This window comes from Paenibacillus sp. FSL R7-0179 (genome assembly GCF_038002265.1).
Taxonomy (GTDB): domain Bacteria; phylum Bacillota; class Bacilli; order Paenibacillales; family Paenibacillaceae; genus Paenibacillus_AQ.
In genome coordinates this window covers 3,204,894-3,230,298 of record NZ_JBBOCC010000001.1, presented here as the reverse complement: position 1 = coordinate 3,230,298, position 25,405 = coordinate 3,204,894, and the positions used below count along the sequence as shown (strand labels likewise).

Annotated in this window: 21 protein-coding genes; 6 read left to right on the top strand and 15 right to left on the bottom strand. The window is 52.4% G+C overall.

All coding sequences use genetic code 11. The features are described 5' to 3' along the window. Positions 1-62: 62 nt before the first annotated feature. The gene (locus MKX63_RS14215) at positions 63-1,421 is read right to left on the bottom strand and encodes a 2-hydroxycarboxylate transporter family protein (RefSeq protein ID WP_036699586.1); all 1,359 of its coding nucleotides are present in this window, start codon (positions 1,419-1,421) and stop codon (positions 63-65) included. A 591-nt stretch (positions 1,422-2,012) separates the two neighbouring features. Between MKX63_RS14215 and MKX63_RS14210 the strand changes: the two genes are divergently transcribed. Continuing rightward, positions 2,013-3,206 carry an IS256 family transposase gene (locus MKX63_RS14210; RefSeq protein WP_341016497.1) on the top strand — a complete coding sequence of 398 codons (1,194 nt, stop codon included), beginning with the start codon at positions 2,013-2,015 and terminating at the stop codon, positions 3,204-3,206. A 404-nt stretch (positions 3,207-3,610) separates the two neighbouring features. Here the strand turns inward: MKX63_RS14210 and MKX63_RS14205 are convergent, their stop codons facing one another. The 5 genes from MKX63_RS14205 to MKX63_RS14185 form a co-directional block, all read right to left on the bottom strand. Next, positions 3,611-4,318 carry a response regulator gene (locus tag MKX63_RS14205; protein WP_341017818.1) on the bottom strand — a complete coding sequence of 236 codons (708 nt, stop codon included), beginning with the start codon at positions 4,316-4,318 and terminating at the stop codon, positions 3,611-3,613. 129 nt (positions 4,319-4,447) lie between these two features. Beyond that, a complete protein-coding gene (gene dcuS, locus MKX63_RS14200; RefSeq protein WP_341017817.1) occupies positions 4,448-6,046 on the bottom strand; it encodes a DcuS/MalK family sensor histidine kinase in 1,599 nt (532 codons plus the stop codon). A gap of 82 nt (positions 6,047-6,128) precedes the next feature. Further along, positions 6,129-6,614 carry a GGDEF domain-containing protein gene (locus MKX63_RS14195; protein WP_341017815.1) on the bottom strand — a complete coding sequence of 162 codons (486 nt, stop codon included), beginning with the start codon at positions 6,612-6,614 and terminating at the stop codon, positions 6,129-6,131. Positions 6,615-6,629: 15 nt separating this feature from the next. After that, positions 6,630-7,721, bottom strand: a complete 1,092-nt coding sequence (locus tag MKX63_RS14190) for a cache domain-containing protein (protein WP_341017813.1) — start codon at positions 7,719-7,721, stop codon at positions 6,630-6,632. Between the two features lie 184 nt (positions 7,722-7,905). After that, positions 7,906-8,463, bottom strand: coding sequence for a 5' nucleotidase, NT5C type (locus tag MKX63_RS14185; RefSeq protein ID WP_341017812.1), 558 nt, complete (start codon positions 8,461-8,463; stop codon positions 7,906-7,908). Between the two features lie 183 nt (positions 8,464-8,646). Between MKX63_RS14185 and MKX63_RS14180 the strand changes: the two genes are divergently transcribed. After that, on the top strand, positions 8,647-9,720 hold the full coding sequence (locus MKX63_RS14180) for an NAD-dependent epimerase/dehydratase family protein (protein ID WP_341017810.1): 1,074 nt from the start codon (positions 8,647-8,649) through the stop codon (positions 9,718-9,720). Next, entirely contained in the window at positions 9,717-10,634 is a 918-nt protein-coding gene (locus tag MKX63_RS14175; RefSeq protein WP_341017809.1) for an FkbM family methyltransferase, read from the top strand. Before MKX63_RS14180 ends, MKX63_RS14175 begins: the two co-directional genes overlap by 4 nt. Positions 10,635-10,738: 104 nt before the next feature. On the opposite strand, the gene MKX63_RS14170 is transcribed toward MKX63_RS14175, so the two are convergent. Next, complete coding sequence (locus MKX63_RS14170; RefSeq protein ID WP_238650404.1) at positions 10,739-10,888, bottom strand: lmo0937 family membrane protein; 150 nt, start codon at positions 10,886-10,888, stop codon at positions 10,739-10,741. Positions 10,889-11,166: 278 nt separating this feature from the next. Here MKX63_RS14170 and MKX63_RS14165 point away from each other — a divergent pair, with 278 nt between their 5' ends. Continuing rightward, entirely contained in the window at positions 11,167-11,385 is a 219-nt protein-coding gene (locus tag MKX63_RS14165) for a hypothetical protein (RefSeq protein ID WP_341017806.1), read from the top strand. 184 nt (positions 11,386-11,569) lie between these two features. On the opposite strand, the gene MKX63_RS14160 is transcribed toward MKX63_RS14165, so the two are convergent. The 7 genes from MKX63_RS14160 to MKX63_RS14130 form a co-directional block, all read right to left on the bottom strand. Further along, entirely contained in the window at positions 11,570-14,377 is a 2,808-nt protein-coding gene (locus MKX63_RS14160; protein ID WP_341017805.1) for an alpha-mannosidase, read from the bottom strand. Between the two features lie 15 nt (positions 14,378-14,392). Continuing rightward, entirely contained in the window at positions 14,393-15,214 is an 822-nt protein-coding gene (locus tag MKX63_RS14155) for a carbohydrate ABC transporter permease (RefSeq protein ID WP_209871669.1), read from the bottom strand. A gap of 21 nt (positions 15,215-15,235) precedes the next feature. Beyond that, positions 15,236-16,102 carry a carbohydrate ABC transporter permease gene (locus MKX63_RS14150; protein ID WP_036699600.1) on the bottom strand — a complete coding sequence of 289 codons (867 nt, stop codon included), beginning with the start codon at positions 16,100-16,102 and terminating at the stop codon, positions 15,236-15,238. A 68-nt stretch (positions 16,103-16,170) separates the two neighbouring features. Beyond that, a complete protein-coding gene (locus tag MKX63_RS14145; protein ID WP_341017804.1) occupies positions 16,171-17,553 on the bottom strand; it encodes an extracellular solute-binding protein in 1,383 nt (460 codons plus the stop codon). A gap of 140 nt (positions 17,554-17,693) precedes the next feature. Continuing rightward, positions 17,694-18,986 (bottom strand): glycoside hydrolase family 125 protein, encoded by a 1,293-nt coding sequence (locus MKX63_RS14140; protein ID WP_445323502.1) that lies wholly within the window; start codon positions 18,984-18,986, stop codon positions 17,694-17,696. Positions 18,987-19,211: 225 nt separating this feature from the next. Beyond that, complete coding sequence (locus tag MKX63_RS14135; RefSeq protein ID WP_341017803.1) at positions 19,212-20,360, bottom strand: GntR family transcriptional regulator; 1,149 nt, start codon at positions 20,358-20,360, stop codon at positions 19,212-19,214. A gap of 215 nt (positions 20,361-20,575) precedes the next feature. Then, complete coding sequence (locus tag MKX63_RS14130) at positions 20,576-21,232, bottom strand: class I SAM-dependent methyltransferase (protein ID WP_341017802.1); 657 nt, start codon at positions 21,230-21,232, stop codon at positions 20,576-20,578. A gap of 151 nt (positions 21,233-21,383) precedes the next feature. Between MKX63_RS14130 and MKX63_RS14125 the strand changes: the two genes are divergently transcribed. Beyond that, positions 21,384-23,045, top strand: coding sequence for a ribonuclease J (locus tag MKX63_RS14125; protein WP_341017801.1), 1,662 nt, complete (start codon positions 21,384-21,386; stop codon positions 23,043-23,045). Positions 23,046-23,367: 322 nt separating this feature from the next. Here the strand turns inward: MKX63_RS14125 and MKX63_RS14120 are convergent, their stop codons facing one another. Then, positions 23,368-24,675: an MFS transporter gene (locus MKX63_RS14120; protein ID WP_341017800.1), complete on the bottom strand. Its 1,308-nt coding sequence runs from the start codon at positions 24,673-24,675 to the stop codon at positions 23,368-23,370. Positions 24,676-24,827: 152 nt separating this feature from the next. On the opposite strand from MKX63_RS14120, the gene MKX63_RS14115 reads away from it, so the two are divergent. Next, complete coding sequence (locus MKX63_RS14115) at positions 24,828-25,349, top strand: DUF3231 family protein (RefSeq protein ID WP_341017799.1); 522 nt, start codon at positions 24,828-24,830, stop codon at positions 25,347-25,349. The last annotated feature ends 56 nt before the right edge of the window (positions 25,350-25,405 follow it).

The window sequence follows — 25,405 nt, the reverse complement described above, 5'->3', positions numbered from 1 at the left end:
AGACACGTTTGGATGCGATTTCATGTGATTCAGGCGTCTCTTTTGCTGATTGAGCACCCTGCTCAGCCGCCCCATACCGCGATGAGCAGCGTGGCCACAACTACTGTAATCGCACCGCCGATCCGGGTGGAGATCTGTGCGAACGGCATCAGTTCCATGCGTCCGGAGGCTGACAGAATCGCTACATCGCCGGTTCCGCCAAGGCCGCCGCGGCAGCCGGTAACAATGGCCGCTTCAACCGGATACATATTGACCCATTTGCCGGTAAAATAGCCGGTGATCGTCATCGCTACGATAACGGTAGCGCAGACAATAATATAAGGAAGCGAGATCAGGGCCGCGACATCCTTCAGCGGAATGTACAGCATCCCGAGGCCGACCATCAGCGGCCAGGTCAACGTGCCGGAAACCAGCTTATAGAGCTGATAAGCACCCTGCTCAATTTTGGCAGGCAGCAGCTTGGAAATCTTCAGCAGTGCAGCTGCGAAGATCATCAGGATCGGACCCGGAATGCCGACGAACGGCGACAGCAGGTGTCCGGTGATGAACAATCCGCAGGCGAACAGCAGTCCCGCGCCCATCAGCAGGAAGTCCGGCTTCAGGCTGTCATACGTGCTGCCGGCCAGCTTCTGGCCGTCCTTCGCCTTCACGAGTACACCGTTACCGGTGATGGACGGATTTTTGTCAGCCATCCGCTTGAGCAGTCCCGCTCCGATAATCGCAAACACGTTGCCGATCACCGCCGCCGGAATCATCTGGGCCACATACGACCCGGATTCACCGCCAAGGATCTGCGAGAATGCGATGGACAGCGGGAGAATCCCTTCACCGACGCCGCCGCCGATAATCGGCACGACGATGTAGAACAATGTCCGGTGTGCGCTGTAGCCGAGCAGCATCCCTACGCCCATGCCCGCAGCGACTGCGGCGATCGTTCCGGCCATCATCGGGATGAAGATGCGGATGAAGCCGTTAATCAGCGTGGTCCGGTTCATCCCGGTGATGCTTCCGGCTACCAGAATCGAGATGTACAGGTAGAGGAAATTCGATGTCTTCATCAGCGTGTTGACCGATTCGAGCACCGACGGGTCGAGCACATTCCAGAACACCAGGAAGGATGGAATCATTAACGAAAGAATTGCCGGACCGCCGATATTCTTGAGAATCGGAAGCTTGAAGCCCAGATCACTGAGCAGCACCCCCAGTACAATAATTACTGCAAAGCCGCCGATCATGTCGTTTGGCAGTTCACCAAGCACAGAAGCCGCAAAAATAATGAGTGCAAATACCACGTAGAGCGGGAGCGGAATAACGCCTACCTTTAAATGCAGAACCTTCTGTACGAAACCCTGTTCTCCTTGCTTCAGTACAACAGGCTGCTGTTCCGGTACCGAAAGTGGGGGTTGAATTGCTTTTTGCATGTTAACCTTACCTCCTTAACTCTTTTACAAATTCATCATAGCTGCTTTGAAAGCGCTTTTGTTTTTATGAAAGTAATAAAGGGGTTTTGTAAATTATTAAAGTAAGCGCTATCAGGAGTGAAGTAGGAGTGAGGGCGGGGGGATTGACGGGGAGTATTAGAGTACTCTACATGGTCGAATTTGATTATAGGTGCTGGGGAGGAAGTATGGTGGAGTTCCGGCGGGTCAGAGCCTGGTAGTATCATCGGAAGGCAGGTAACATTAGTTAGTATGGGAGCTTAATACGTAGTCTGATTAGTTCAGGTGCACTTGTGCTCCTCATTTGCGCTTACCGCTGACTTTTGGCTAATTCAGGTGCACTTGTGCTCCTCATTTGCGCTTACCGCTGACTTTCACCGGGGCTGAAAGGGATTTATCCCTTTCATTTTCGCCTACCGCCAACTTTTGGCTAATTCAAAGGGATTTATCCCTTTCTTTTCAGCATCCAGGATGGCGTAAAGTAAGTTGTGTACCAAGATTTGGAGTCTAGTCAGACACCAAAAAAGTAGGGTATCCTCGGGATTGCGAAACCACCAAGGAGGAACCCTACCAATGAATATTTTACCCGAAAGTTCTCTGAATAATCTATTTGAAAAACTTGTTAAAGATTTTGTGAAAGACAACATGGAACGCCTGTTGCGCGCCGAAATCCAGGGGTTTATGGACAGTGAAGAAGCGGGTGCCAGTAATAGTCGTAACGGCTATTATACGCGAGACTTACACACGAAATACGGCCATATCGAGGATCTTCAGGTGCCCCGGGACCGCCAAAGCCTTTTCCAGACGCAGATGTTTGAGCCGTACCAGCGGCGGGACGGATGGTTAGAAGAGGCTGTCATCCAAATGTATAAATCGGGCATGGGCACGCGGGATGTGGCCCGGTTCATTGAAAGTATGTTTGGCAGCCACTACTCCCCCACCACGGTCAGCAATATTACGGCTACGGTGCTGGACGATATCCACCAGTGGCAGAAACGGCCCCTGAGCAAACGGTACTCCGTGATCTACTTGGATGGGCTGTACGTGAAGCTGAAACGGGGCACGGTCCGTGGCGAAGTGGTCTACTTTGCGATGGGGATTGACGAGGAGGGACAGCGTCAAATTCTCGGGTTTTACGTGGGCGGCCAAGAGAGTTCGAATGGCTGGCGGGAGGTACTCAAAGACCTGTACGACCGCGGAGCGCAGGAAGTCCTGCTGGGTGTGTTTGACGGACTACCGGGGCTGGATGCGGCGTTTAAAGAGACCTATCCTCAGGCAGATGTACAGCATTGCGTAGTGCACAAAGTGCGGGCCACGTTCCCTAAAATCCGGATGGAGCACAAAACTGATGTCCTTGAAGCGTTGAAAACCGTATATACCGCACCGGATGAAGTGGTAGCCCGGGCTAACTTTGATACGGTCAAAGCGAAGTGGAACAAGCTATATCCGAAGGAAATGAGGTCCTGGGAGGAACAGTTATCCACACTCCTGACGTTCTACAAGTATCCGGAATCGATCCGTAAAGCGATCTACACGTCGAACCCCATCGAACGGATGAACAAGGAAATCCGCAAGCGTCTGAAACCGATGAACAGTCTGACGAACATGGATGCGGCAGAGAAAATCGTGTACCTGGAGATGCTGGAATACAATGAACGTCATGCAGGGCGGGTCGCCCAAGGCTTTGGCATGGATGCCGTTAAAAAGAAGCTAAAAGAGCTATTCGAAACACGCTACCCCTCTTTACCCGCACCGGAAGAGGCGTAGCAGAGAAATCCAGTTTCTGGGGGTCGGGGTTCCCCCTCCCCCCAGAAACACTGCACCCCAACCCGTAACCCGGGGGAGGTACTTCTACTCTCTTACACAAACTTCTTGACGCTACCGCATCCAGCCAACTTTTGACTAATTCAAAGGGATTTATCCCTTTCTTTTCAGCATCCAGCCTACTTTTGGCTAATTCAAAGGGATTTATCCCTTTCTTTTCAGCATCCAGCCAACTTTTGACTAATTCAAAGGGATTTATCCCTTTCTTTTCAGCATCCAGCCAACTTTTGACTAATTCAAAGGGATTTATCCCTTTCCAGCCCCCAGCCCGCTTCCGCTGCCTGCGCAACTCAAAAAGCTCCGCCGCAGGTTGCGCGGCAGGAGCTTCAGAATTAGTTAGTTACACCTCAAATATACTTAGTAATCAATCCCTTACCGTTCGGAGCGAGCCGGTATTTCTGCACCGGACGGCCGATGCTGCCGTAGACGAGGTCCATCTCCAGCACGCCCATCTCGGTCAGACCGATCAGGTATTTACCGGCGGAGACGCGGGAGATGCCGGATACCGCCGAGATATCCTCAGCGGAGAACAGCTCGCTGCCGCAGGCTTCCACCGCCCGCCAGATGGTCTGTAACGTCTGGCGGGTGAAGCCCTTTGCCAGCTCGGACGTTACAGTCCGCTCCTGCTTGAATCTCGCCAGCTTGTCCAGCTCCGACTGGTTCAGCCGCTCCTGGCTGCGGAACAGCTTGTTCTGCTCCCGGTATCCGTTCAATGCGGCCCGGAGCCTGGAGAATTCGAACGGCTTGATCAAGTAGTCCACCGCCCCGTTCTGCAGCGCTTCCTGAATGCTCTCCTTGTCGCTCGCCGCCGAGATTACGATAACATCGATCTTCACGCCCCTGCGCCGGATCTCGGACAGCAGCTCCAGCCCGTTGCTCTCCTTCATGTAAATATCCAGCAGGATCAGGTCATAGGCCTGCTTCTCCAGCATACTCAGCACTTCTTCCGCCGAGCTGGCCCAGCCATCGGCTCGGAAGCCCTCCACCTGCTGCACATAGAACTTGTTCATCTCCGACACCATGGGATCATCTTCAACAATAAGTACTTTGATCATAATGGCTGATCACCACTCTCCATGGGCTTTCCACCCTTTTCATTCATTATCTTCACTTTTCATTCATTATCTTCACTATTCATTCATTATCTTTACTCTTCATCATTCTCACATGCTTCATTCATTATCTTAACTCTTCGCCCTATACGGGATCTGCACCGTAAATTCGGTGCCTTCCCCTTCCCGGCTGTCGTACGTAATCGTTCCGCCCAGCTTATCTACACTTCGCCGCACCAGATACAGCCCTACTCCCCGGTCGCCGCCTTTGGTCGAATAGCCTTGTTCAAACAAATGGGCTCCATTCTCCGCAGATATACCTGTCCCGTTATCACTAACCTTAAGAGTAAGCTGGTTGTCCTTATGCCGGAATCCAATCTCGATCTGCTTATTGTCCGCGCCTTGGAGCACTTCCAGCGCATTGTCCAGCAGGTTACCTGCAATGGTGACCAGTTCCCGCGCTACCTCATGATCTGCTGCTTCAGGCAGCATACCTTCATCCCGGATCACCAGCCGCACATCGGCTTCCCTGATTCTGCTGAGCTTGCCGAGCAGGAAGCCGACCATCACCGGGTCTTTGACCTGCCGGACGACCGAGTCCGCCTCTGTCTGGATGCTCTGCACAATATCCGTGAGATATTCCTCAAGCCGGTCGTATCTGCGCATCGTATTCAGTCCCATAATGACATGAAGCTTGTTCATGAATTCATGGGTCTGGGCACGCAGCGCCTCGGCGTACAGGGAGATGCCGGAGAGCCGCTCCATCAGAATACTGATCTCAGTCTTGTCCCGGAACGTAGCAATGGCGCCTTCGATAATTCCATTCACCCGGACCGGGACCACATTCACCAGCAGCGTGATGCCGCTCTGTTCCACTTCCTTGTCCTGCAAGGCCTCTCCGGTCTCCAGCACCTTCTCCATCCGCAGCAGCGGCCAGAACTGCCCGGCCTGCCTGCCTAACGGTTCCTGGTTCAAGCCAACGCTGCCCATCAGTCTCCGGGCCTCGGCATTCACAAGGGTAATCCGCGATTCCTTATCGACGGCGAGAATACCCTCCTTGGTCGATTGCAGCATAGCGCTGCGCTCCTCCAGCAATTTGGCGATTTCTCCCGGCTCCATGCCGAACATCATCCGCTTGATTTTGCGGGCGAGCAGGATGGCACCGAATATCCCCATCAGCCCGCCGACCAGGATGCCCGAGTAGATAATCCAGCGGTTCTGCTGTACGGCGGAACGGACGCTGCCCAGCGATATGCCTACAGCTACTGCTCCAACCTGCTTGCCGTCAGCGGCAAAGATCGGTGAGAACGCTCTCACAGAATAACCGAGTGAGCCTTCTGCCACAGATATGGTCTCCTTGCCGTGCAGCGCCTCCGTCTCATCCCCGCCCATGAAGTGCCTGCCAATCAGGGACGGATCGGGATGGGAACGGCGAATCCCCAGCATGTCCATCACCACCACGAATTGCACATCATTGATAGCACTGATATCCGTTGCATATTGCTGTATACTGCCGGAAGCCGGCTCCGCAAGCAGCCCGTCCACCACTCCCGGCGTACGGGAGACCGTACGGGCAATAGTGATGGCCTTATTCTCCAGAGAAGCCCGGGCCTCTTCGGAGAATCTCATGCCGAACATCATATACACAATCAGCAGCACCAGCACAACGATCAGGCAGATCATCAGAGTGATGGTCGTCTGAAGGCGTAATCTTTTGGTACCAATTCTCACAATGCTCCACCTTCAGGAAATTTTTCTCGATTATAACGCAAAAGCACTCAAAGCGCGATAATCACAATTCAAAGTAATTCGGCTAAGACTCCGTAATCACCGACTGGTTCCGCCCTCTGCTCTTCGCCAGATACAAGGCCTGATCCGCCTTCCCGAGCAGTCCCGTAAGGTCGGCGGCATGCGATGGATAGTGGGCAATCCCCTGTGAAATTGTAAGCTGCGCTGCAATCGGCGCCTGGCTCCGCTCGACAGCAAGACGGATTCGCTCAGCAGCGCTGAAGGCTTCCGCAGGCGTAGTCCGGGCCAGCAGAATAACGAATTCCTCCCCGCCATAGCGGTAACAGACATCATCCGGGCGAAGCGAGGTTACAATGACCCGGACGACATGCTTCAGAACTTCATCGCCCAGGTTATGCCCGTAAGTATCATTGACCAGCTTGAACTTATCGATATCCAGCAGCACCAGTGAAAAGGGAACGCCTGAGCTCATCCGCTGGCTGATCGTATGCTCCAGGGACCTGCGGTTCATCAGACCGGTCAGCACATCTGTCTCGGCTTCATGGGTCAACAGCTCGGTCTGCTGCTAGATATTGGCCAGGGCAAGCGACACTCCGTCTGTCAGTAAGTAGGCCTCCCGGCTCCAATAGCGCTTCGCTTCCTGCAATTCTATCTGTTCCGTGCCCATTCGGCTCACGACATCTGCCAGATAAACAAAAGGACGCGCAAACTTGCGTGCCAGCATAATAACGCCCAGCAGCAGCAGAATGAACGGTATGGAGGAAAACCCGATCAAGGTACGAAAATGCCCGATCAGCTCTTGATGAATCTGGCTAATCGGGGAGACAACCACAATGCCCCAGCCATTAGCGGGCACACTGGAGTAACCGGCCAGCACCTCAATGCCACGGAGGTTCGTAACAGGCTGTTCTCCGCTTCGCTTATTCATCAGCTGCTGCACAACCTCATTACTGCTGACATCGGTGCCGATCCGTGCTTTATCCGGGTGATAGACCAGATGCCCTTCAGAATCCACAATATAATAATAAGCCCCCGAATCATCCTCCTGCCCATTGTCAAAAATCTCAGACAGCACGTTATTCTCCTGAAGATAGATAGTGCCGCTAAGAATTCCGGCATAGGTACCCGCAGCATCGAAGATGGGCTGGCTCAAAAATACGATTAACCGCTTGGTATTGGCTGTCAAATAAGGGGAAGAAATATATGGCTTGCGGAGCGCTAAGGCTTCCTTGCTGTTCGCTGAGCTAACGTGCATGCCTGTTGTTCCTATGCTGGCTGGTGAGACATTGCGGATAAGTCCGCTGGCATCAACCACGGTGATGGAATTGAAGAAATTGCTGCTGCTGCGCATCAGATCCAGAGAAGCATTCACTTCCTGCGGCGGCATAGCGTCTATGTCAGACAACCTGATAGCGTTGTATTCCAGAGTCCCGTGCATAGATTGAAATAATGAATCCATCGTCTTGGACATCCGGTCAGCATTGAGGTAATTCAGATGAAGCGTGGTCTCCATTAAGGATCGCTTCTTGGACTCATACGAACCGAGCAGAAGAATACTTGAAGTCAGCAGAACCACCAGTGTCACCAGACCTGTGAGCAGCGTGGTCAGGCTCAGCTTGTGATTTTGACGAAGCTTACGCTTCAAACTTATATACAACCCGCAATCCTCCTTGGAGCAAAAACGCAATGATATATTCATCATACCGCAAATACTGATAATGTTCGACAGCGGATTTATCGCAGGACAGGCGGCAGACAGGTCTTCCGGACATAACAGAATAAGCCCGCAGCAGCAAGGCTTATCTTCAGACGGTTATTCAAGTTCAAGGTTCACGTTCACCCTAAGCCTGCAAAATCTCATCCACCCGTTCCTTGGCACCCTCCCAGGAGGTCATCAGCGGAAAAGCATACTCCTCACGCGCCCTCAGGTTCCAGGGATGCGGGATGCACAGCACCTTCCTTCCGGCCTTCACGGCGGGCAGCAGGTTATGCGGACCGTCATCAATCAGCAGGTCGTAGCCGATCAGATGCTTGCGCCGGGCGGTGAAGAAATTCTCAGGCGGGATATACGGCATGTGCTTCTGCAACCAGTTCCATTTCTCACCCACCGTCTTCGGCGCGGCCGCCGTAACAATGATGACATCATACGCATAGTGAAGCTTCTCCATCTCTTCCACTACATATTCATCGAACAGCTCCAGTTCTTCATATAAGCCCGGTCTCCCGAAAAAGAGCTCCATCGTGCTGTCCGGGTGCCGCAGGTGGTCCGTATTCCAGTCCGTCATGTCCTCGTATCTAAGCGGATGCGTAGGAAACTGGATATTATTGTGGTAGATCGCCCGTTTGACGAGATGGCAGATCGTATCGTCCATATCGACGGCGATGATCGGTTTACGCATTGCTTGTCCTCCAAAATGCATTTTCATCCATTATAGGCATCCGGGGGACGGGTGTCCAGACTGTCGGGCAATACGGGCTTTGTTCCAACTGCTTTCTGCACCAAATCCGCGAAGTCCACCTTTTTCATATTCCGTTAAACCATTCATATACTGTTACTGAAAGAAAGGAGGTAATACAGCCTAATGAATAATTCTGTCATTGAGGAGGATCTGGAAGCCATTCTTGGCACCAGCTTACCCTGGCAAGAACTCTCAGGCCGCACAGTACTTATTACCGGAGCCAACGGCCTGATTCCCTCCTATATGGTGGACACCTGCATGGCCTTGAACAGGCGGCCGCTCCTGGACTCTCCGGTGCATGTCCTTGTGCTGGTAAGAAATGAAGCGGCAGCCAGGAGCAGGTTTGCCCGTTATCAGAATAATCCCCATTTGGAATTTCTGGTTCAGGATGTCTGTGAACCTGTAAGCTGGCCCGGGCGGGTGGACTTTATTATCCATGCTGCCAGCCAGGCAAGTCCTAAATACTACAACGCCGATCCGGTAGGCACCTTATCTGCCAACGTGATGGGAACCCTTAATTTACTCAAGCTTGCAGTGGAGAAGCAGGTGGAGTCGATGCTTTTTTTAAGCTCAGGCGAAATATACGGACAGGTTCCAGATGCCTTTATTCCCACAAAAGAGGAGGACTGGGGTCATGTCAACCCCATGAGCGTCCGCTCCTGTTATGCGGAGAGCAAGCGAATGGCTGAAACCATGTGCGTATGCTGGCATCATCAGTATGGTGTTCCCGTTAAGGTTGTACGTCCTTATCATACTTACGGGCCGGGAATGAAGCTGGATGACGGGCGGGTCTTCGCTGACTTCGTCGGCAATATTCTGAACCGCCAAGACATTGCCATGACTAGCGAAGGGACTGCAATACGCGCCTTTTGTTACCTGGCAGATGCCACTGCCGGGTTTTTCACCATTCTTCTTAATGGTGTGAACGGCGAAGCCTATAATATTGGAAATCCCGAAGGGGCAGTCAGCATCTCCGAGCTTGCCTCGACCCTGGTAAGCCTGTTTCCCGAGTATGGACTGAAGGTAGTAAGATCGGCTCCCTCAGGCCAGTATGTTCCCAGTAAGATCGATAAGAATATTCCGGATATCACTAGGGCTATGAAGCTCGGCTGGCGTCCTTCGACAGGGATAACGGCTGGTTTCTCAAGGACAATTAGAAGTTATTCTGCCAATTATAGAAAGGAAGGTACAATATGACAACACCGCTAATTTCAGAAAAACAAGCATTTCTCGAAGGAAGTTTCGCAAAGTCCGAATTTATCACGACCATGCATGAAAGATATCACCAGCTCTTATTTGCCTATAGCCATTACCTAAAGGAGACCGATATTGCCAGAATCGAAATCATAGACGGCAGTGTCATTATGGTCACCAGACAGCATGGCTTCAAGCTATTATGTAATCCCCAAGATCAGAGAACCGTTCCCATCGAAATCCTTAATTTCGGCGCATACGAGCAGGAAGAACTGGAATGTATCTTCAATCTTCTAACTTCGACCTCAGTCATTCTGGATATAGGAGCCAATTGCGGATATTACTCACTGCATCTGGCACGGCATTACCCGCTCAGTAAGGTGTACGCCTTCGAACCTATTCCTGCCACCTTCGAGAATTTGCAGAAGAATCTGGATTTGAACCACGTTTCCAATGTGACAGCTTATAATATAGGACTATCCGACAAGTCAGGTACACTTCCTGTCTATTTCTATAAACAAGGGTCAGGCAACAGCTCATTGCAAAATTTATCGGGCGGTGAGGAGGTCATGCAGGTGGATTGCGAATTCCGTACTTTGGATTCTTATATTGAGCAAATACCAGAGCAGATTGATTTCATAAAATGCGATGTGGAAGGCGCCGAGCTTCTCGTTCTGGAGGGTGGACTTGACATGATCAGTAAGCACAAGCCGATCCTGTTGTTTGAGCTGCTACGCAAGTGGGCCGCCAAATTCAGCTATCACCCTAATGATGTGCTGCAAATTCTGGAAAAGCTTGATTACCGCTGCTTCGCAGTGGAGTCTGGACAAATTACTCCTATTGAAAAAATAGAGGATCATACAAGGCAAACCAATTTTGTGTTTCTGCACAGGGATAAACATGCTGATAAATTCTAATTTTTGCAGGCAAAATAAATAAACACATTGAAAAAGCACGCCTCATCCTTTGCGGGAGAGCGCGTGCTTTCTCTATAAGATTGAATTAAGGCAAATTAAAATCGTTATGATCTTCGAGATCTGCCTTTAAACAGGTTCACCACGAACAGCACCGCTGCCACGAACAGCAGCAGATGGATCAGGTTGCCCATGAAGTTAAAGATGACGCCGAACAGCCAGATTGCCACTACGAGTCCAATGAGTCCCCACAGCATAAGATGTACCACCTTTCTCCTCTGGGTTATTTGACTCTATTTTACCCGTGTGGAGAAGAAATCAAACGGCTGCCCCAGGACATTGCTTAATTAGGGGTTGGACTGGTATACTCTTTTTAAATAATACAATTGTATTGTAAAAAAGGAGACGAACCCGCCACCATGAAAATCTTCCAGTCATCCGAAACCCGCTGCCCGAAAACTGCGGAACAGGCTGCTTAAGCTACTGCTGATCCTTGTATCTGCTGTCCTATTTCTCGCAGGATCAGGGTTCCTGTATGAAGCCCTTGCCGCAAGCTCCGCCCGTAAAAGCTATCCTGCACCGGGTCAACTGGTGGATGCCGGAGGTTCTAACCTCCATATCCGCCCAGATAGGAGCGGGAGCACCCACTATTATTCTGGAAGCAGGAAGCGGCGAAACCAGCCTGTCGCGGAGAGATATTCCTGAGAAGTTAGCTGAACATGTCATGCGCAGCAGATGGGATATCCCGGGGTAATAGGTGGCCGACAAGGATAGCACGGTGGGATTGGCTTGGATATCTGTAACCGCCAAATCCGGTAAACTTCAAGAGGATCTAGACGATGTATCAAATAAAAGCGGTACAAACCCAAGACTCATTCCTGAATGAGCTTGGAGGTTGTACCGCTTATTTTCGGTTTCTATACAATTATTGCTATAGCCTATTTCTCCAACTGGTACACCTGTGTGACGATCTTGAAGCCGTCCACAGGCTGCTCCGCTGCCGCAAGCTTCGAGACACGGCGCTCCAGCACATCACTCTCATAGACTGCCTCTGCACTGAAGGATGGCTGGACTGTAAGCTCCGCAGGTTCGCCGCCCAGATTGTACCAGCGGGCCACGAGGTCGCCTGTCTCCTCAGCCATCTTCAGGGTCGAGAAGGCCAGCGGCGAAGCGCTGGAGTTCCAGCTTAACCACTGCCCGGATACAGGCAGGGTCACTCCGCCTGAATGCGGACGTCCATTCACGGCCGGAACGCGTGTAGCAGGACCTTGAGTCTGAAGGACCGTCCACGGAATCTGGTACTGGTAGGCTTGTGCATAAGCACCAGACACCGCTCCGTCACCTGTATAAGGGATGATCGCGTATTCTACGGATTGCTGGCCCAGGCACTGTGCCTCCGGCGTCTCAAACACACCCCAGTCTCCGAGTTCAGAGGATGAGCGCAGCAGGGTTACAGCAATGGTGTTTTTGCCGTCCAGCAGTACTTCATACTCATTCAGTCCCTTGTTCGCAACCGCAAGCCCATGGACTCCGTCCGCTACGCTGATGAAGACCTGCTGATGCTGGGCATTACTCGGATTGATCCACTCCGCCGCAGGCTGGTTATTGCGTCTGGCCACCTCGAAGACAGAGTCCGCATAGTGGTGGTCCGCTTCAAGCCCTGTAGGGAACAAAGCTCTGAGCCGCTGATCCTTGGCCTGATTATCGAAGCTGGTGCTTACCTGTAACATTCCGCTTCCAGCTTCCAGTGTATAGTGTGTGGTCAGCACTAGCGGCACCATCTGAGCCGAACGCTGCGCGGTACGCTCAGTGAACGGAACCATCTGCTGCTTCTCGGTGAGGAAGGTCTCGTCTGCACTGGCCGGTACCTCCCAGCGCAGCACCGTCTCCATCACCACACGCGACGGGGACTGCTCCTTGACTGAAATCTCAGCCGTTAAGCCTTCGGTGGTCAGCACCTCACTGCCTTCCGGCTGGCGGTACACATACTCATTGCCGATGTCACCGGTGTTCTCATAGACGTTCAGTCCGGCATAGACCGCACCTGACTGTTTGTCTGTAACGGTCACGGTACCGTTACTTGCAACCGCCACGATCAGCTTCCCGTTCTCCATCGTATGGCCTTGTACACGTACACTATCCAGCCCGGCTGCTTCCGCTCCGGTGGCAGCCGCAGCGGGAACCAATGCATACGTACGGTAACCAAGCGCAGCCACATCCACTGCCGGGAAGGTCACCCGGACCTTACGCGCCATATAAGGCTGGCGGAAGCGGTCCTTGGGCAGCTCGTACCCGAAGTGAACCCCGAGATCCGCAAGGTCAGCCGGATAGACTTTGCCCGCTTCGTCCATAACCTGCCATTCGCCCAGCGGCTCCTGCGCAAGCTCCCGTGCAAGCCCCTGCGGGGTTGGGCCTTGCGGGAAATATTTCTTCGTCGTAATCAGCTCCACCGTAACCGTTCCGGTTCTGGACCAGCCGCTGGTGTTAAATACGGTGAACGGAACCGCATCCGTTCCCCAGGCCGCTACTCCGGCCACATCAATGGCTTCAGTAAGCGCAGCCGCGCTCTGCGCGGCAATCGCCTCAGCCATCTGGCTGCTCTTGGCGAACCGGGTCACCATCTCGCGGTGCACCTCATCCACGCTGCAGCCGCAGATGCTGTCATGCGGATGATTCTGCATGAGCGTCTTCCACGCATAGGTCAGCAGCGCATGCGGATAGGCCTGTACGCCGGCCAGCGCAGCGAACGCCGCCAATGGCTCAGCCACCTTTTCCAGCAAGGTCTGGCCGGATTGGTTCAATTGCTTCAGATACACCCGTGAGGATGCCGTGTTGACCAGTGTGCCCCAACCATCCGTATGCTGGCTGCGCAGCTCCCCTTCCACCGTCACCAGATCGCCGGGAAGATCAGCTTCCAGTGCCTTCAGGTACTCGTCGAAATTGGAGTGTACGAACTCCACATCGGGATACAAGCTGGAAGCTGTGCGGATCGCCTCGGACAGATCGGTCTGAATCGGCTGGTGATCGCAGCCGTTCATGAACAGCAGATGCGGAGTAGAAGCGAACTTCCCGGCGTCTGCGAGATTCTTGTCCCAATACGCCTTCGCAGCAACCGGGTCTGCCGGAACCTCCATACCGTTGCAGTACCAGTTGGCGAACAGCACACCCAGCACCTCCGAACCGTCCGGGGAACGCCAGACCATCTCGGAATAAGGAGACTCGTAGGTATCGTTCTCGCTGACTTCATTATTGAAGCCTGTCGGCTTCACGCCGCGTCCGAAGATGGCATTCGTAATTCCGGCCTGCTGGAGAATCTGCGGCGCCTGGCCCATGTTGCCGAAGGAATCGGGGAAATAGCCGGTTTTGGAGATGATCCCGAAGGGCCTTGCATCCATATGCCCGATCAGCAGGTTGCGCAGATTCGCCTCCCCGCTGGTCAGGAATTCGTCCTGGAGCACGTACCACGGACCAAAATGAATGCGTCCTTCACGAATGTAGCGGTCCAGCCGCTCTCTCTGCTCCGGGCGGACCTGGAGATAATCCTCGCGGATAATGGTCTGTCCGTCCAGATGGAAATAGCGGTAATCCGGATCTTGATCCAGCGTGCCCAGCAGCTTATCCATCAGTTCAATCAATAACAGATGATGATGTTCATAAGGCATATACCATTCACGGTCCCAGTGGGTGTGCGAGATGATATGTGCTGTTTTTTTATTAGCGATGTTGTTATCTAGGTTGTTAGCCATATCGGTAACCCTCCATTATCCTTTAGTTGCTCCGCCCATGCTGAACCCCTTGGACATATACCGCTGGGAGAACATATACAGCACTACGGAAGGCATCGTGTAGAGCAGTGAGAAGGCAGCGAGTCTGCCGTATTCGACCATGCCGTGGCTGCCGAAGAATTGATAGATGGTAACGGATGCCGGCAGCTTCTCCGGTGTCTGGAGCAGAATATACGGTACGAAGAAATTCCCCCAGCTGCCCGAGAAGGTAAAGATCGCAATCGTTGCGATACCTGGAAGCATTAGCGGAGCCACGATTCTACGTAATCCGCCCCAGACGGAGGCCCCGTCGATCCAGGCTGCTTCCTCCAGGTCGATTGGCACAGAGTCCATGAAGCTCTTCATCATCCAGATCCCGTAAGGAAGCGAGGAGGATGTGAGGAAGAGCATGGTTGCGAAGATTGAGTTCTGCAATTTGAAGAACAGGAACATTTGAAATACCGGAACCATAACCGCCGTAATCGGCAGAGCCGTCATGAAGAGGATGCTGAGCAGGAAGCTTTTTTTGAAGCGCATCTCATAACGGGATAACGGGTACGCAGCCAGGACGGATGCAAGAACAACAAGGGTTGCCTGACCTCCGGAGAGAATGATCCCTACGCCGAACGAACGCAGATTGCCGCTGTCTCCGAGCACTGCCGAGAAGTTATCCAGCGTGAAGTTCGGGAACTTAATACCCTGCTGGGCATTTGTATCAAACGAAGCGAGCAGAATCCAGAATAACGGCAGCAGGAAACAGAGTCCCAGAACCACCAGAATTCCGTATTGGATATTACGTTGAAGCCTATGCTTGACCACAGTGATGCACCTCCTTCAGGGTTAGACCTTGACTTTCATAGATTTCATATAGAACAAGCTTGCAACAATTCCGATCACCAGCAGTACGAGTGAGATTGCAGTGCCGTATCCGAATTGATAATTGACGAAGGCCTGGTTGTACATAAATACCGGTAAGGTCTGAGTGGCCGTTCCCGGTCCCCCTCCGGTCATGGTATAGATCAGTGTGAATACGCCCAGTGTCTGGAGCGTGACAAGCATCATGTTGGTGACGATCGAGCCTTTGACCATAGGAATGGTGATGTAGCTTAGAATCTTGAAGTTGCTTGCGCCGTCAATCGTGGCTGCCTCTTCAATGTCCTTAGGAATCTCATCCAGAGCAGATTGATAGACCATCATTGAGAACGCGGTGCCGTGCCAGATGTTGGCAATGATGACACTCACCATCGGGAAGCTGAACAGCCAGGAGACCGGGCTAATGCCGAACCAGCCGATGATCTGATTGAGGGACCCGTTATCACTGAAGAAGGCCACCATACAGAAGGCGACAACGATCTCCGGTGTAACCCAGCCCGCAATGACGATAATGCCGATGATCCGGCGGAAGGTTACATTCTTCTCTTTCATTAACAGGGCCAGAATGAAGCCAAGCACGACCTGCCCGATGACCGCTGAGAAAATCAGGAACACCAGGGTTCTCCAGACGCTGATCCGGAAATCCGGGTCCTGGAACATGTTCGTGAAGTTCTGGAAGCCGATGAATTGCAGGTTACGGGCAGCACTCCCCGTCAGAGCCATATTGGTAAAAGCAAAGCAAATGGTCAATATAATCGGTACGATAAAAAATATTAGCAGCAGCAAGACAGAAGGCGTCAGAAATAAAAATGCGCCCCGCGACTTCCTTTTCATAGGTCACTCCCCCTCCAAATCCGAAAGAGGAGAATGGCTTCTCCTCTGCGTTCGAATTCTCAAATCCTCTATTTGACTTCTACTTTATCTTCGCCAAGCGAGCGGGTAACATTATCCTTCAGCTGCTTCACAGCATCTTCCGGCGACAGCTTGCCTGAAGCAATGCTCTCGACAATGCTCTGAAGCTGCGCAGATACAGTCGCATACTGATCATTGGCCGGGCGGAATTTCGCTACTTCCAGTAAGGCTTGCGCCTCCGCTGTATACGTACGGTCTGTATAGCCTGCTACGTCCACCGAATCATTACGCGGGCTCAGGTTGCCCTCTGCTACTACACGTCCTGTTGCATTCTCCTGATTCATCAGGAACTCCAGGAACTTCCATGCGGCTTCCTTGTTCTGCGATTGTGCCGGAATCGACCAGGCCCATCCGCCGGACATGGTGATCGCTCCAGGCTCTTGACCGTTCTGCGTAGGGAATGGAGCGAAGCCCATCTTGTCTGCTACATTCTCAATCGGTGCTGCGCCGTTCTCGAACCAGGTGGAGCCGGCCCAGCTTCCGTCTACGGCCATCGCCAGCTTGCCTTGCGGGAACAGCTGCTGGAAGGCAATGCTGCCGGCTTGTCCGTTAAGCGCTACCTGCATCGAAGGGCCTGTCTTATCTACATTGAACAATTGATTAATGAATTTGAAGGAATCAAGAAGTCCGGGGCTGCTTACGACCCATTTCTTAGTTTCATCGTTGTAGAGTGTGTCGTTCGTGCCGTACAGAAGCATCTCTAGTGTCTGCATGGTTACGCCTTCTCCGCTCGATTTGCCCACGATCATATTCAGCGGAGTTACGCCCGGCAGCTTGTCCTTAATCGTGCGTGCTGCTTCCAGCACCTCATCCCAAGAGGCTGGCTTGAACGGTACCGGTAATCCTGCTTGTGCCAGCAGCTCTTTGTTGTACCAGATACCGCGTGTATCGGAGGTTGCAGGGACACCGTAGATTTTGCCGTCCTCACCGGTCACACCGGCTTTGAGGTTCTCAATGAATTTGTCCTTCCAGTCACTCCAGCCCGCAACCTGTGTATCCAGCGGCTCCAGGTATCCGGCTGCGGCATCCGACTTGATGATTGAGGTATCTTCGGCTACAATATCCGGCGCTGTATCGGGCGATTTCATCTGCAGAACGATTTTGGAGGTGTAATCCCCTTCACTGGCCAGCACCGGAGCAATCTTGATCTTGATATCCGGGTTGTCCGTTTCGAACTTCTCAATCAGTCCCGATTCAAAATACTTGGTCAATGTATCCTCAGAGCCCGACGAACGGAAGGTAATCGTGACCTCCTGCTTCCCTTCGGCTGCGCCCGAACCAGAATTCGAATTGCCGCTTGAACAAGCTGTAGTCAACAGAAGAAGAGAAGCCATTGCCGCAGTCATTGAAACTTTGAATTTATTTATTTTCATTTGTCTTTGCCCCTTTTGGTTGTAATTTCTTTATCATGTGCAACATATAAATCCTTATATTTAACGCTTTCATAAAAGCTTCGAAAAGAACGGACAAGCCGTCTTTTCTACTTCGCTATCTGGTCTACTTACTATCCGGTCTACTTCACTACCCGTAATCCGCAATAATCCATAATCAGTTCGCTGAACAGCATATTCGACCAGGAGAACCACGGACGGGTGAATGCTGCGGCATCGTTGACAGAGAAGCCTTCGTGTGTCAGGCCTGTGCCGCCATCCGTATCCTGAATCAGCTGCAGTAAGCGTTCTTTCTCGCTGCGTTCCGGTGACGTAAGTCCTTGCATAGACAAGGCGATGTGCCAGATGTAACCTTCCGGGGTATGCGGACTGCCGATGCCTTCTGCAACCTGCCCTTTATAGTAATAAGGATTGTCTTCGCTGAGGATAAATCTCCGGGTATTGCGGTACACCTCGTCATTCTCGTCGGTATAACCCAAGTAAGGCAAGGACAGCAGGCTTGGCACATTGGCATCATCCATCAGATTATAGTGGCCCAGCCCATCCGTCTCATAAGCATAGATTCTCCCATAGACCGGATGATTATAGATGCCATACTCCTGAATCCCCTGATTAATCTCCTGCCCCAGCTTCTGTGCCGCTGCCGCAAGCTCCTGGTCCCCGTAGATCGCTTGAGCGATCTCTTCCAGATAGCGCAGGACCACCACAGCGAACATATTGGACGGCACCAGATAACCGTATTCACAGCAATCATCACTTGGCCGGAAGCCTGACCAGGTCATCCCGGTATACGCAGTTTCGCTGCCTTTGCCTTCACGGGTCAAGGTATCCGTGAGCGGTGCATCCAGCCGCTGGAACGTATAGGGAGAATCTGTCTCGTGATGCTGCTCCACTCTCCACAGCTTCATGATTTCAAGCGCTGCCTTGCGGAAGGTCTCGTCGAACTGCGATACGCAGCCGCTATTCTTCCAGAGCAGATAACTGAGCTGAATCGGATACGCCAGCGAATCAATCTCATACTTGCGTTCCCAGATCCATGGGCTCATGTCTGTAAGATCCGATTGATGTCCGTGGCCGTTCGACTCTTCATTGAAGGCATTGGCATACGGATCAAGCAGAATATAGTTCATCTGCCGCTTCACCAGACCCGCAATCATCGCCTCCATCTTAGGATCTTCTGCGGCAAGCAGCAGATACGGGCGAACCTGGGCGGCGGAATCACGCAGCCACATAGCTGGTATATCACCTGTTATAACGAAGGTGGTGCCATCTGCTTTCTGCGAAATGGTGGTACCAATGGTATTGATCATGCAGTCCTCGAACATCTTGGCCAGCTTGGAAGAGTCTGGCAACTCCCCTTGTATCTTGCCGATCAAATCATAGACTGACTTCGGAATTTCATTCTGCAGCTTCACGGGTGTATGTTGCACCTCCAAATGGTATATATCAGTGTTTCAAACGCTTTCATTATAGTAAACAAATAATATCAATATGTCAATATATTATTGGTATATTTATAGATTAGTATGTCATATTGATATATTAGTTATGTTTAATTGGGTTGAGAATGCAGCAAAAAAGCCTTCGCGATGAAGGCTCATTCATTTCCGTTATGATGAAAGCGGCCTGTTGCAGTGAGGTCATTGCTTACGGACCTTCGCTGTAGACCGGCCTGAGATTAATACCGCCGGCAGAAGAATGCGGGTAATCGGCTGTTCATTCCCTTGCATCGTCAGCACATTCTCAAAGGCCTGCTTGCCGATGCTGAACTGATTCTGCCGCATATGCGTGATCCGGCAGCCCTCTTGCAGCTCGGGGCTGTCGAAGCAGATGACCGATAAGTCCTCAGGAATCCGCAGGCCCAGCCGGTCTGCCGCCTCCTCCACCAGCAGCGCGATGTTATATTCGGCAGCGAACAGCGCGGTAATCTGCGGATGCTGGCGGAGATGCTCCACCAGCCGGTCCACATCCTCTATGCGGGCCTGCGGGTCAAACACATTCGGCATCGTAGAAGTGATCGTCTCCATCCATAATTCACGGTTCACCAGCAAATTCTGCCCGACATGAGCTTCGATAATACCATCGATGCGTTCCTCAATAGCGGTGGTATTCGCCGGAGGTGGTGCCAGGAATCCGATATGACGATGTCCCAGCCCAAACAGATATTGTGTGGCCTCCTTGGCCGCTTGAATATTGTCCGTACTCACAGAGGAAGCAGGAATTCCCTTCAAGTACCTGTCAATCATCACGAACGGGAACTTCTGAATCACCAGCTTCAGGATCTCTGCACTGAAATATTCACCCTGTGCCGGGAAAATAATCAGTCCGTCTACACCGAGTCCCAGCAATTGCTGTATCGCCTTCTCCTCCAGCTCCGGAATCCCGAAGGACCGCCGGACGACGAGGAACGCGTCATGGTCGCGCGAAGCCTCCTCCATCCCGTAGATCAGCTCGGTTCCATACATATCACTGAAGTGTGTAATCACCAGCCCGATAATCCGTTTCTTGCCCGTTGTCCGTACCGTCTGCGGAAGTTCAAACGGTTTCATGATTAGGGAATTCGCATCCGCTACGAACGATCCTCTGCCCGGCTGGCGGACAATCAGATGTTCGTCGGCCAGCATCTTAAGTGCTTTTTTAGAAGTAATCCGGCTCACCCCGAACTCACTGCATAGCTCTTTCTCCGAGGGAACCCGTTCCCCGGCTTTATATTCATTTTTGTTGATCCGCTCGCGCAGCGTCTGAAAAATCTTCTCGTACATCGGCATCGAGCCTGAGTCGCCCGCCATAGTCAAGCACCTCCATTACCGCTTTCTCTCGGAAAGACATATCCTAATATACCATGTTATATTAGGATTGTGAAGAAAATCCCCACTATTGAAAAAGCGCGCCTCATCCTTTGTAGGAGAGCGCGTGCTTTTTGTGGCTTGTGTATACAGTTAGCCTCATAGATGTCCCTATCTTCCACTCTCGCTGAGGAATTCAAACGGCTGGCCCACAGGGATCAGATGTATAGAGGTTTAATCTTATCCCATTTAGAGAGCATATAAGACATAACTTGCGGGCAGCCTTTGGGCATGAGAATGCCTAGACCATGGGAATGTTCAAATTGGGCAGCAGGGTGCAATTCCTGTAATTCATCCCAGAGCTGGTATACACCGAAATCATCCATGTGCACAGTAATATCATGAAATAGAACGACACCGTTGTCAGCCAGCTTGGGCAGCCACAATTCATAATCATGCTTGACCGCTTCGTAGGTGTGAAGACCGTCAATATGCAGAAGATCGATGCTGTTGTCTTCAAAATTCTCTACAGCCTCGTCAAAGGTCATACGGAGTAAATTAGAGATTCCGGGATAGAATTGCTCTCCTAGCTCGTGCACCGAATCATAAATGGTACCCGTGAAGAAGCCGGAATGCTTGTCGCCAATCCATGTATCCACCGCATAACATTTCGTATCCAGCCCCTCATCCTTCACGCCTTGACAGAAGGAGAAGAACGATGCCCCATAATAAGTTCCTAATTCCACCAATTTACCCGGCTTTAAATTACGAACCAGATCGTAACCGAACCTGCAGTGTCCCCGCCAAGCGCTATACAGATGTCCCGTTATCGAGTCCGTTTCAAAAAAAGGTTTTTCACTTTTCCATATATTCATTTATTCCCCTCCCGATGAAGTACAGTCAGTTTTTGCTTTGTTAACTTCCTGATAATAGTTAGTCTATTCGCGGGCAACGTAATTAAGAATCCGTATGATCCGCAAAATCCGGTAAATCCTAAGAACACCGAGACAAGGAGGAGTTGTAACAATGGCAAAAGAACGTCTACAGATTGCCGCCCTGGGCGGCGTCCATGAGATTGGCAAGAATATGTATATCCTGCAATACGGTGATGATATTATCGCTATCGACTGCGGGTCTAAATTTCCTGATGAGAGCCTGCTGGGTATTGACCTGATCATTCCCGATATTACCTACCTGCTGGATAATAAGGATAAGGTGAGGGCCCTGATTGTCACCCACGGGCATGAAGACCATATCGGCGGTATTCCTTATCTGCTCAAGCAGATGAATCTCCCGCTCTATGCCTCGCGCCTGACGCTTGGCCTGATCGAGACTAAGCTGAAGGAGCACGGGCTGCTCCGGGATGCCAGGCTTCACTGCATTGATGCCGATTCCGAGCTCACCTTCGGGGCGGTGACGACCACCTTCTTCCGGACCAATCACAGTATCCCGGACTGTCTGGGCGTGGTGTTCGATACCCCTGAAGGGACGGTTGTCCATACGGGTGATTTCAAATTCGATATGACCCCGGTGAACAAGCAATACCCGGATATTCACAAAATGGCGGAGATCGGCACCCGCAGCGTCCGCTTCCTGCTCTCTGAGAGCACGAATGCGGAACGGCCCGGCTTCACCCCCTCCGAGCAACTGGTCGGCGCGCATATGGAGCAGGCCTTCAAGCAGGCGGAGCGCCGGATCTTCGTCTCAACCTTCGCCTCCAATGTCCACCGGCTCCAGCAGATTGTGGACGCTGCCGGACTTACCGGACGCAAGCTGGCCCTGCTGGGGCGGAGCATGGTCAATGTGGTCAACGTCTCCAGGGAGCTGGGGTATCTGGACGTCCCCGAAGGAATGCTGGTCGAGCCTGCGGAGGCCGCCAAGCTGCCGCCGGAAGAGGTTGCTGTGCTATGCACAGGCAGCCAGGGTGAGCCGATGGCCGCTTTATCGCGCCTGGCGAATGCCAGCAACCGGCAGATGGAGATTCAGGCGGGAGATACCGTACTGCTGGCGGCGAATCCGATCCCGGGCAATGAACGCAATGTATCCCGGATTGTGGATAATCTCTATATCCTCGGGGCCAAGGTGATCTACGGCTCACGCAGCGAGCTGCATGTCTCCGGCCACGGCAGCCAGGAGGAATTGAAGCTGATGCTGACCCTGATGAAGCCGGAGTACTTCATTCCGATTCACGGCGAATACCGGATGCTGCATCACCATCGGCTGCTGGCTGAAGGGGTGGGAGTCCGGGGAGACCATATCTTCCTGCTGAAAAACGGAGATTTGGTGGAATCCGCAGGCGGTGTGGTCCGCCAGTCGGGGCGGATTACAGCGGGGCAGATTTTCGTCGACGGACTGGGAATTGGCGATATCGGCAATGTAGTGCTGCGGGACCGCCGCCAGCTCTCAGCCGACGGGGTGCTGATCACGGTCATTACCTTAAGCCAGGCCGACGGGCGGCTGCTGAATGAGCCGGATACGATTTCCCGCGGGTTCATCTTTGTCCGCAATTCTGACACCCTGATGGATGAGATCAACCAGCTCGTCAAAACCACGCTGCAGAAGATGAGCCGCGCCGATCTGGGCCAGTGGAGTCTGATCAAGCAGACGCTGAAGGATACGCTCAGCAAATTCCTGTATGAGCGGACGAAGCGCCGTCCGATGATTCTGCCGATTATTATCGAGGTGTAGAGTGAAGGATATTGGTGCCTTCTCTCACCGACTGCTTATATAGAGAATTGTTGCAATTTTTGCAGGAATCCTCTATACCAAGTTTCTGGCTGGAGAGCAATGTTGCATCATTAGCAGGATTTCCGATAATTAGAGCAAGTTAGCGCTGGATTTGTTGCAATTCGTGCAGGATTTCAGCTTTGATCGCTGCTGTGGAGCAGGAATGTTGCATTTATTGCAATATTCCTCTATACGGCAGACTCCTCAATCTGATGTTCAAAAAATATTTATCCACAAAAGCACAAACAAGGGGCGCCCCACCAGGACGCCCCTTCTTTCAACCCTACCGCGCCCGCTGGCGCAACGCACCACTCTTCTTCGCCTTGAACGCACTCCGTTCTGCTTGCCCCCCGCCGTCCGCATCCTTCTTACTCGGCGTAACCGCGAAGAAGCTCAGCAGCCCGCCGACAGCACCGACACCGGCCATGGTGCCGAACAGGACCCAGTGCCCCCGGTTCATCAGCAGGGAGACTACCGGCGGACCCAGCGCCACCCCGATGAACCTCATGCTACTGTACAGGGATGTGATGGTGCCCCGGTTCTCCTTCTCGATACCTTCCGTAATCAAGGCATCCATGCAAGGCAGAACCACGCCGATTCCGATACCGCCCAGACTTAGGAGGCCAACCATGAAGTAAATGTTCTGGCTGAAGCCGGTGACCAGCATAGACGCGGTCAGCAGGGCCATACCGCCGAAGCCGAGCCATTTCATGAGCGGTTTGTTTTTGCCGATGATCTTGCCGCTGCCGTAAGAAGCCAGACATAGCAGCGCCAGCGGAATGGCCAGCACAAAGCCCTTGGAGGCTCCATGCAGATTATATCTCGACTCCAGAGTCTCTGATAAGTAGAACAATACCCCGAAGGTTGCATACATGCAGATGCCGCCGATGGCGAAGATGGCGTACAGCCACCGGCCCCGTTCATGGAGCACTTCCTTGATGCCGCTCAGGAATTGCCGCAGACTCTGCTTACCGGCTTCCTCCTCCCTCTTCGGCGAATGAACCAGAAAGATCACCAGCGCGCAGGAGATCAGACACAATAGCGGGATCGCTATGAAGGGCGCATACCACAGCAGGGTGCCCAGGTAGGCTCCCAGGATAGGACTCAGTACTTTGCCGAACGTGTTCGAGGTCTCTATGATCCCCAGCCCTTTGCTGACCTCCTTCTCATCCTTGAACAGATCGCCTACGAACGGAATGACAATCGGGAAGGCGCCCGCTGCTCCAATGCCCTGCACAAATCGTCCCGCAAGGATAATCCAGTAAGCTGTGATTCCGCTGAAGAACCAGGCGGCTGCTACGCATCCGGCTCCGCCAATGGCGGCCAGGATAAGGCTGGGCAGAATGACCCTTTTGCGGCCGAAGCGGTCTGACAGATATCCGGCAACGGGAATCATTAGGATGGCAATCAGTCCATAGACCGTAATGATCATACTGACCTGGAAAGGGCTCACCCCCAGCTCCTTGGAGATCTGCGGCAGGATCGGCAGCAGCATAGAGTTGCCCAGTGTCATAATGAGCGGGATAGAAGCGAGCGCAATGAGTGCCGCTTTGGAACCTTTTTTCCCTCTGGACTCTTGTGACGCTTTCATGGACGAACCACCTTCATTCATAATCGCACCTGCTTATTGTGGTTCTAAGCGCTGTAATTATGCAGCTTCCAGAGAAAAAGCAGCAGCATAACAGACAGGTCTGCAGGGGTATGCTATACCTTGTTCAAATCCAACCGAAAAGGAGCTTACTTATGACAGGCATTCTAGGCGGTAACCCGAAGGAAGAACCGATGCATTATGGAGAAATTTTTATGGTGTGGGAGACCTCTATGGCTGCCAAGGGAGCCTTATCAGCCTACAGAGCTTACATGTATCACGCCGGAGACAGTGACCTGAAGAAAATTATCGCAGCAATGATCGACCAGGCAGAGTTGGAAATTAGCGAGTGCGATTCGCTGCTGTCTGAGCAGGGTATTGCGGCCGCTCCGGCACTGCCGAATCGTCCAGAAACCCGGCTGGAGGATATCCCGGTGGGCGCACGGTTCTCAGACCCTGAGATCGCAGCTATGCTGGCCGCCAATCTGGCGACAGGGCTTGTAGCCTGCAGCCAGGCTATGGGGCAGTCCATCCGTGAGGATATCGGCGCGCTGTTCGCCAAATATCATCTGACCAAAGCGGCCATCGGCGTCAAGAACCTGCATCTGCTGAAGAAAAAAGGCTGGCTGATTCCCCCGCCGCTGCTCGTCAAGCGGCCAGAGCCGGTCCACGCGTAACGCATTTAGTTCCCGCACCTTATAGTAAAAGGGGCTGTCCCAAAAGTAAATATTCT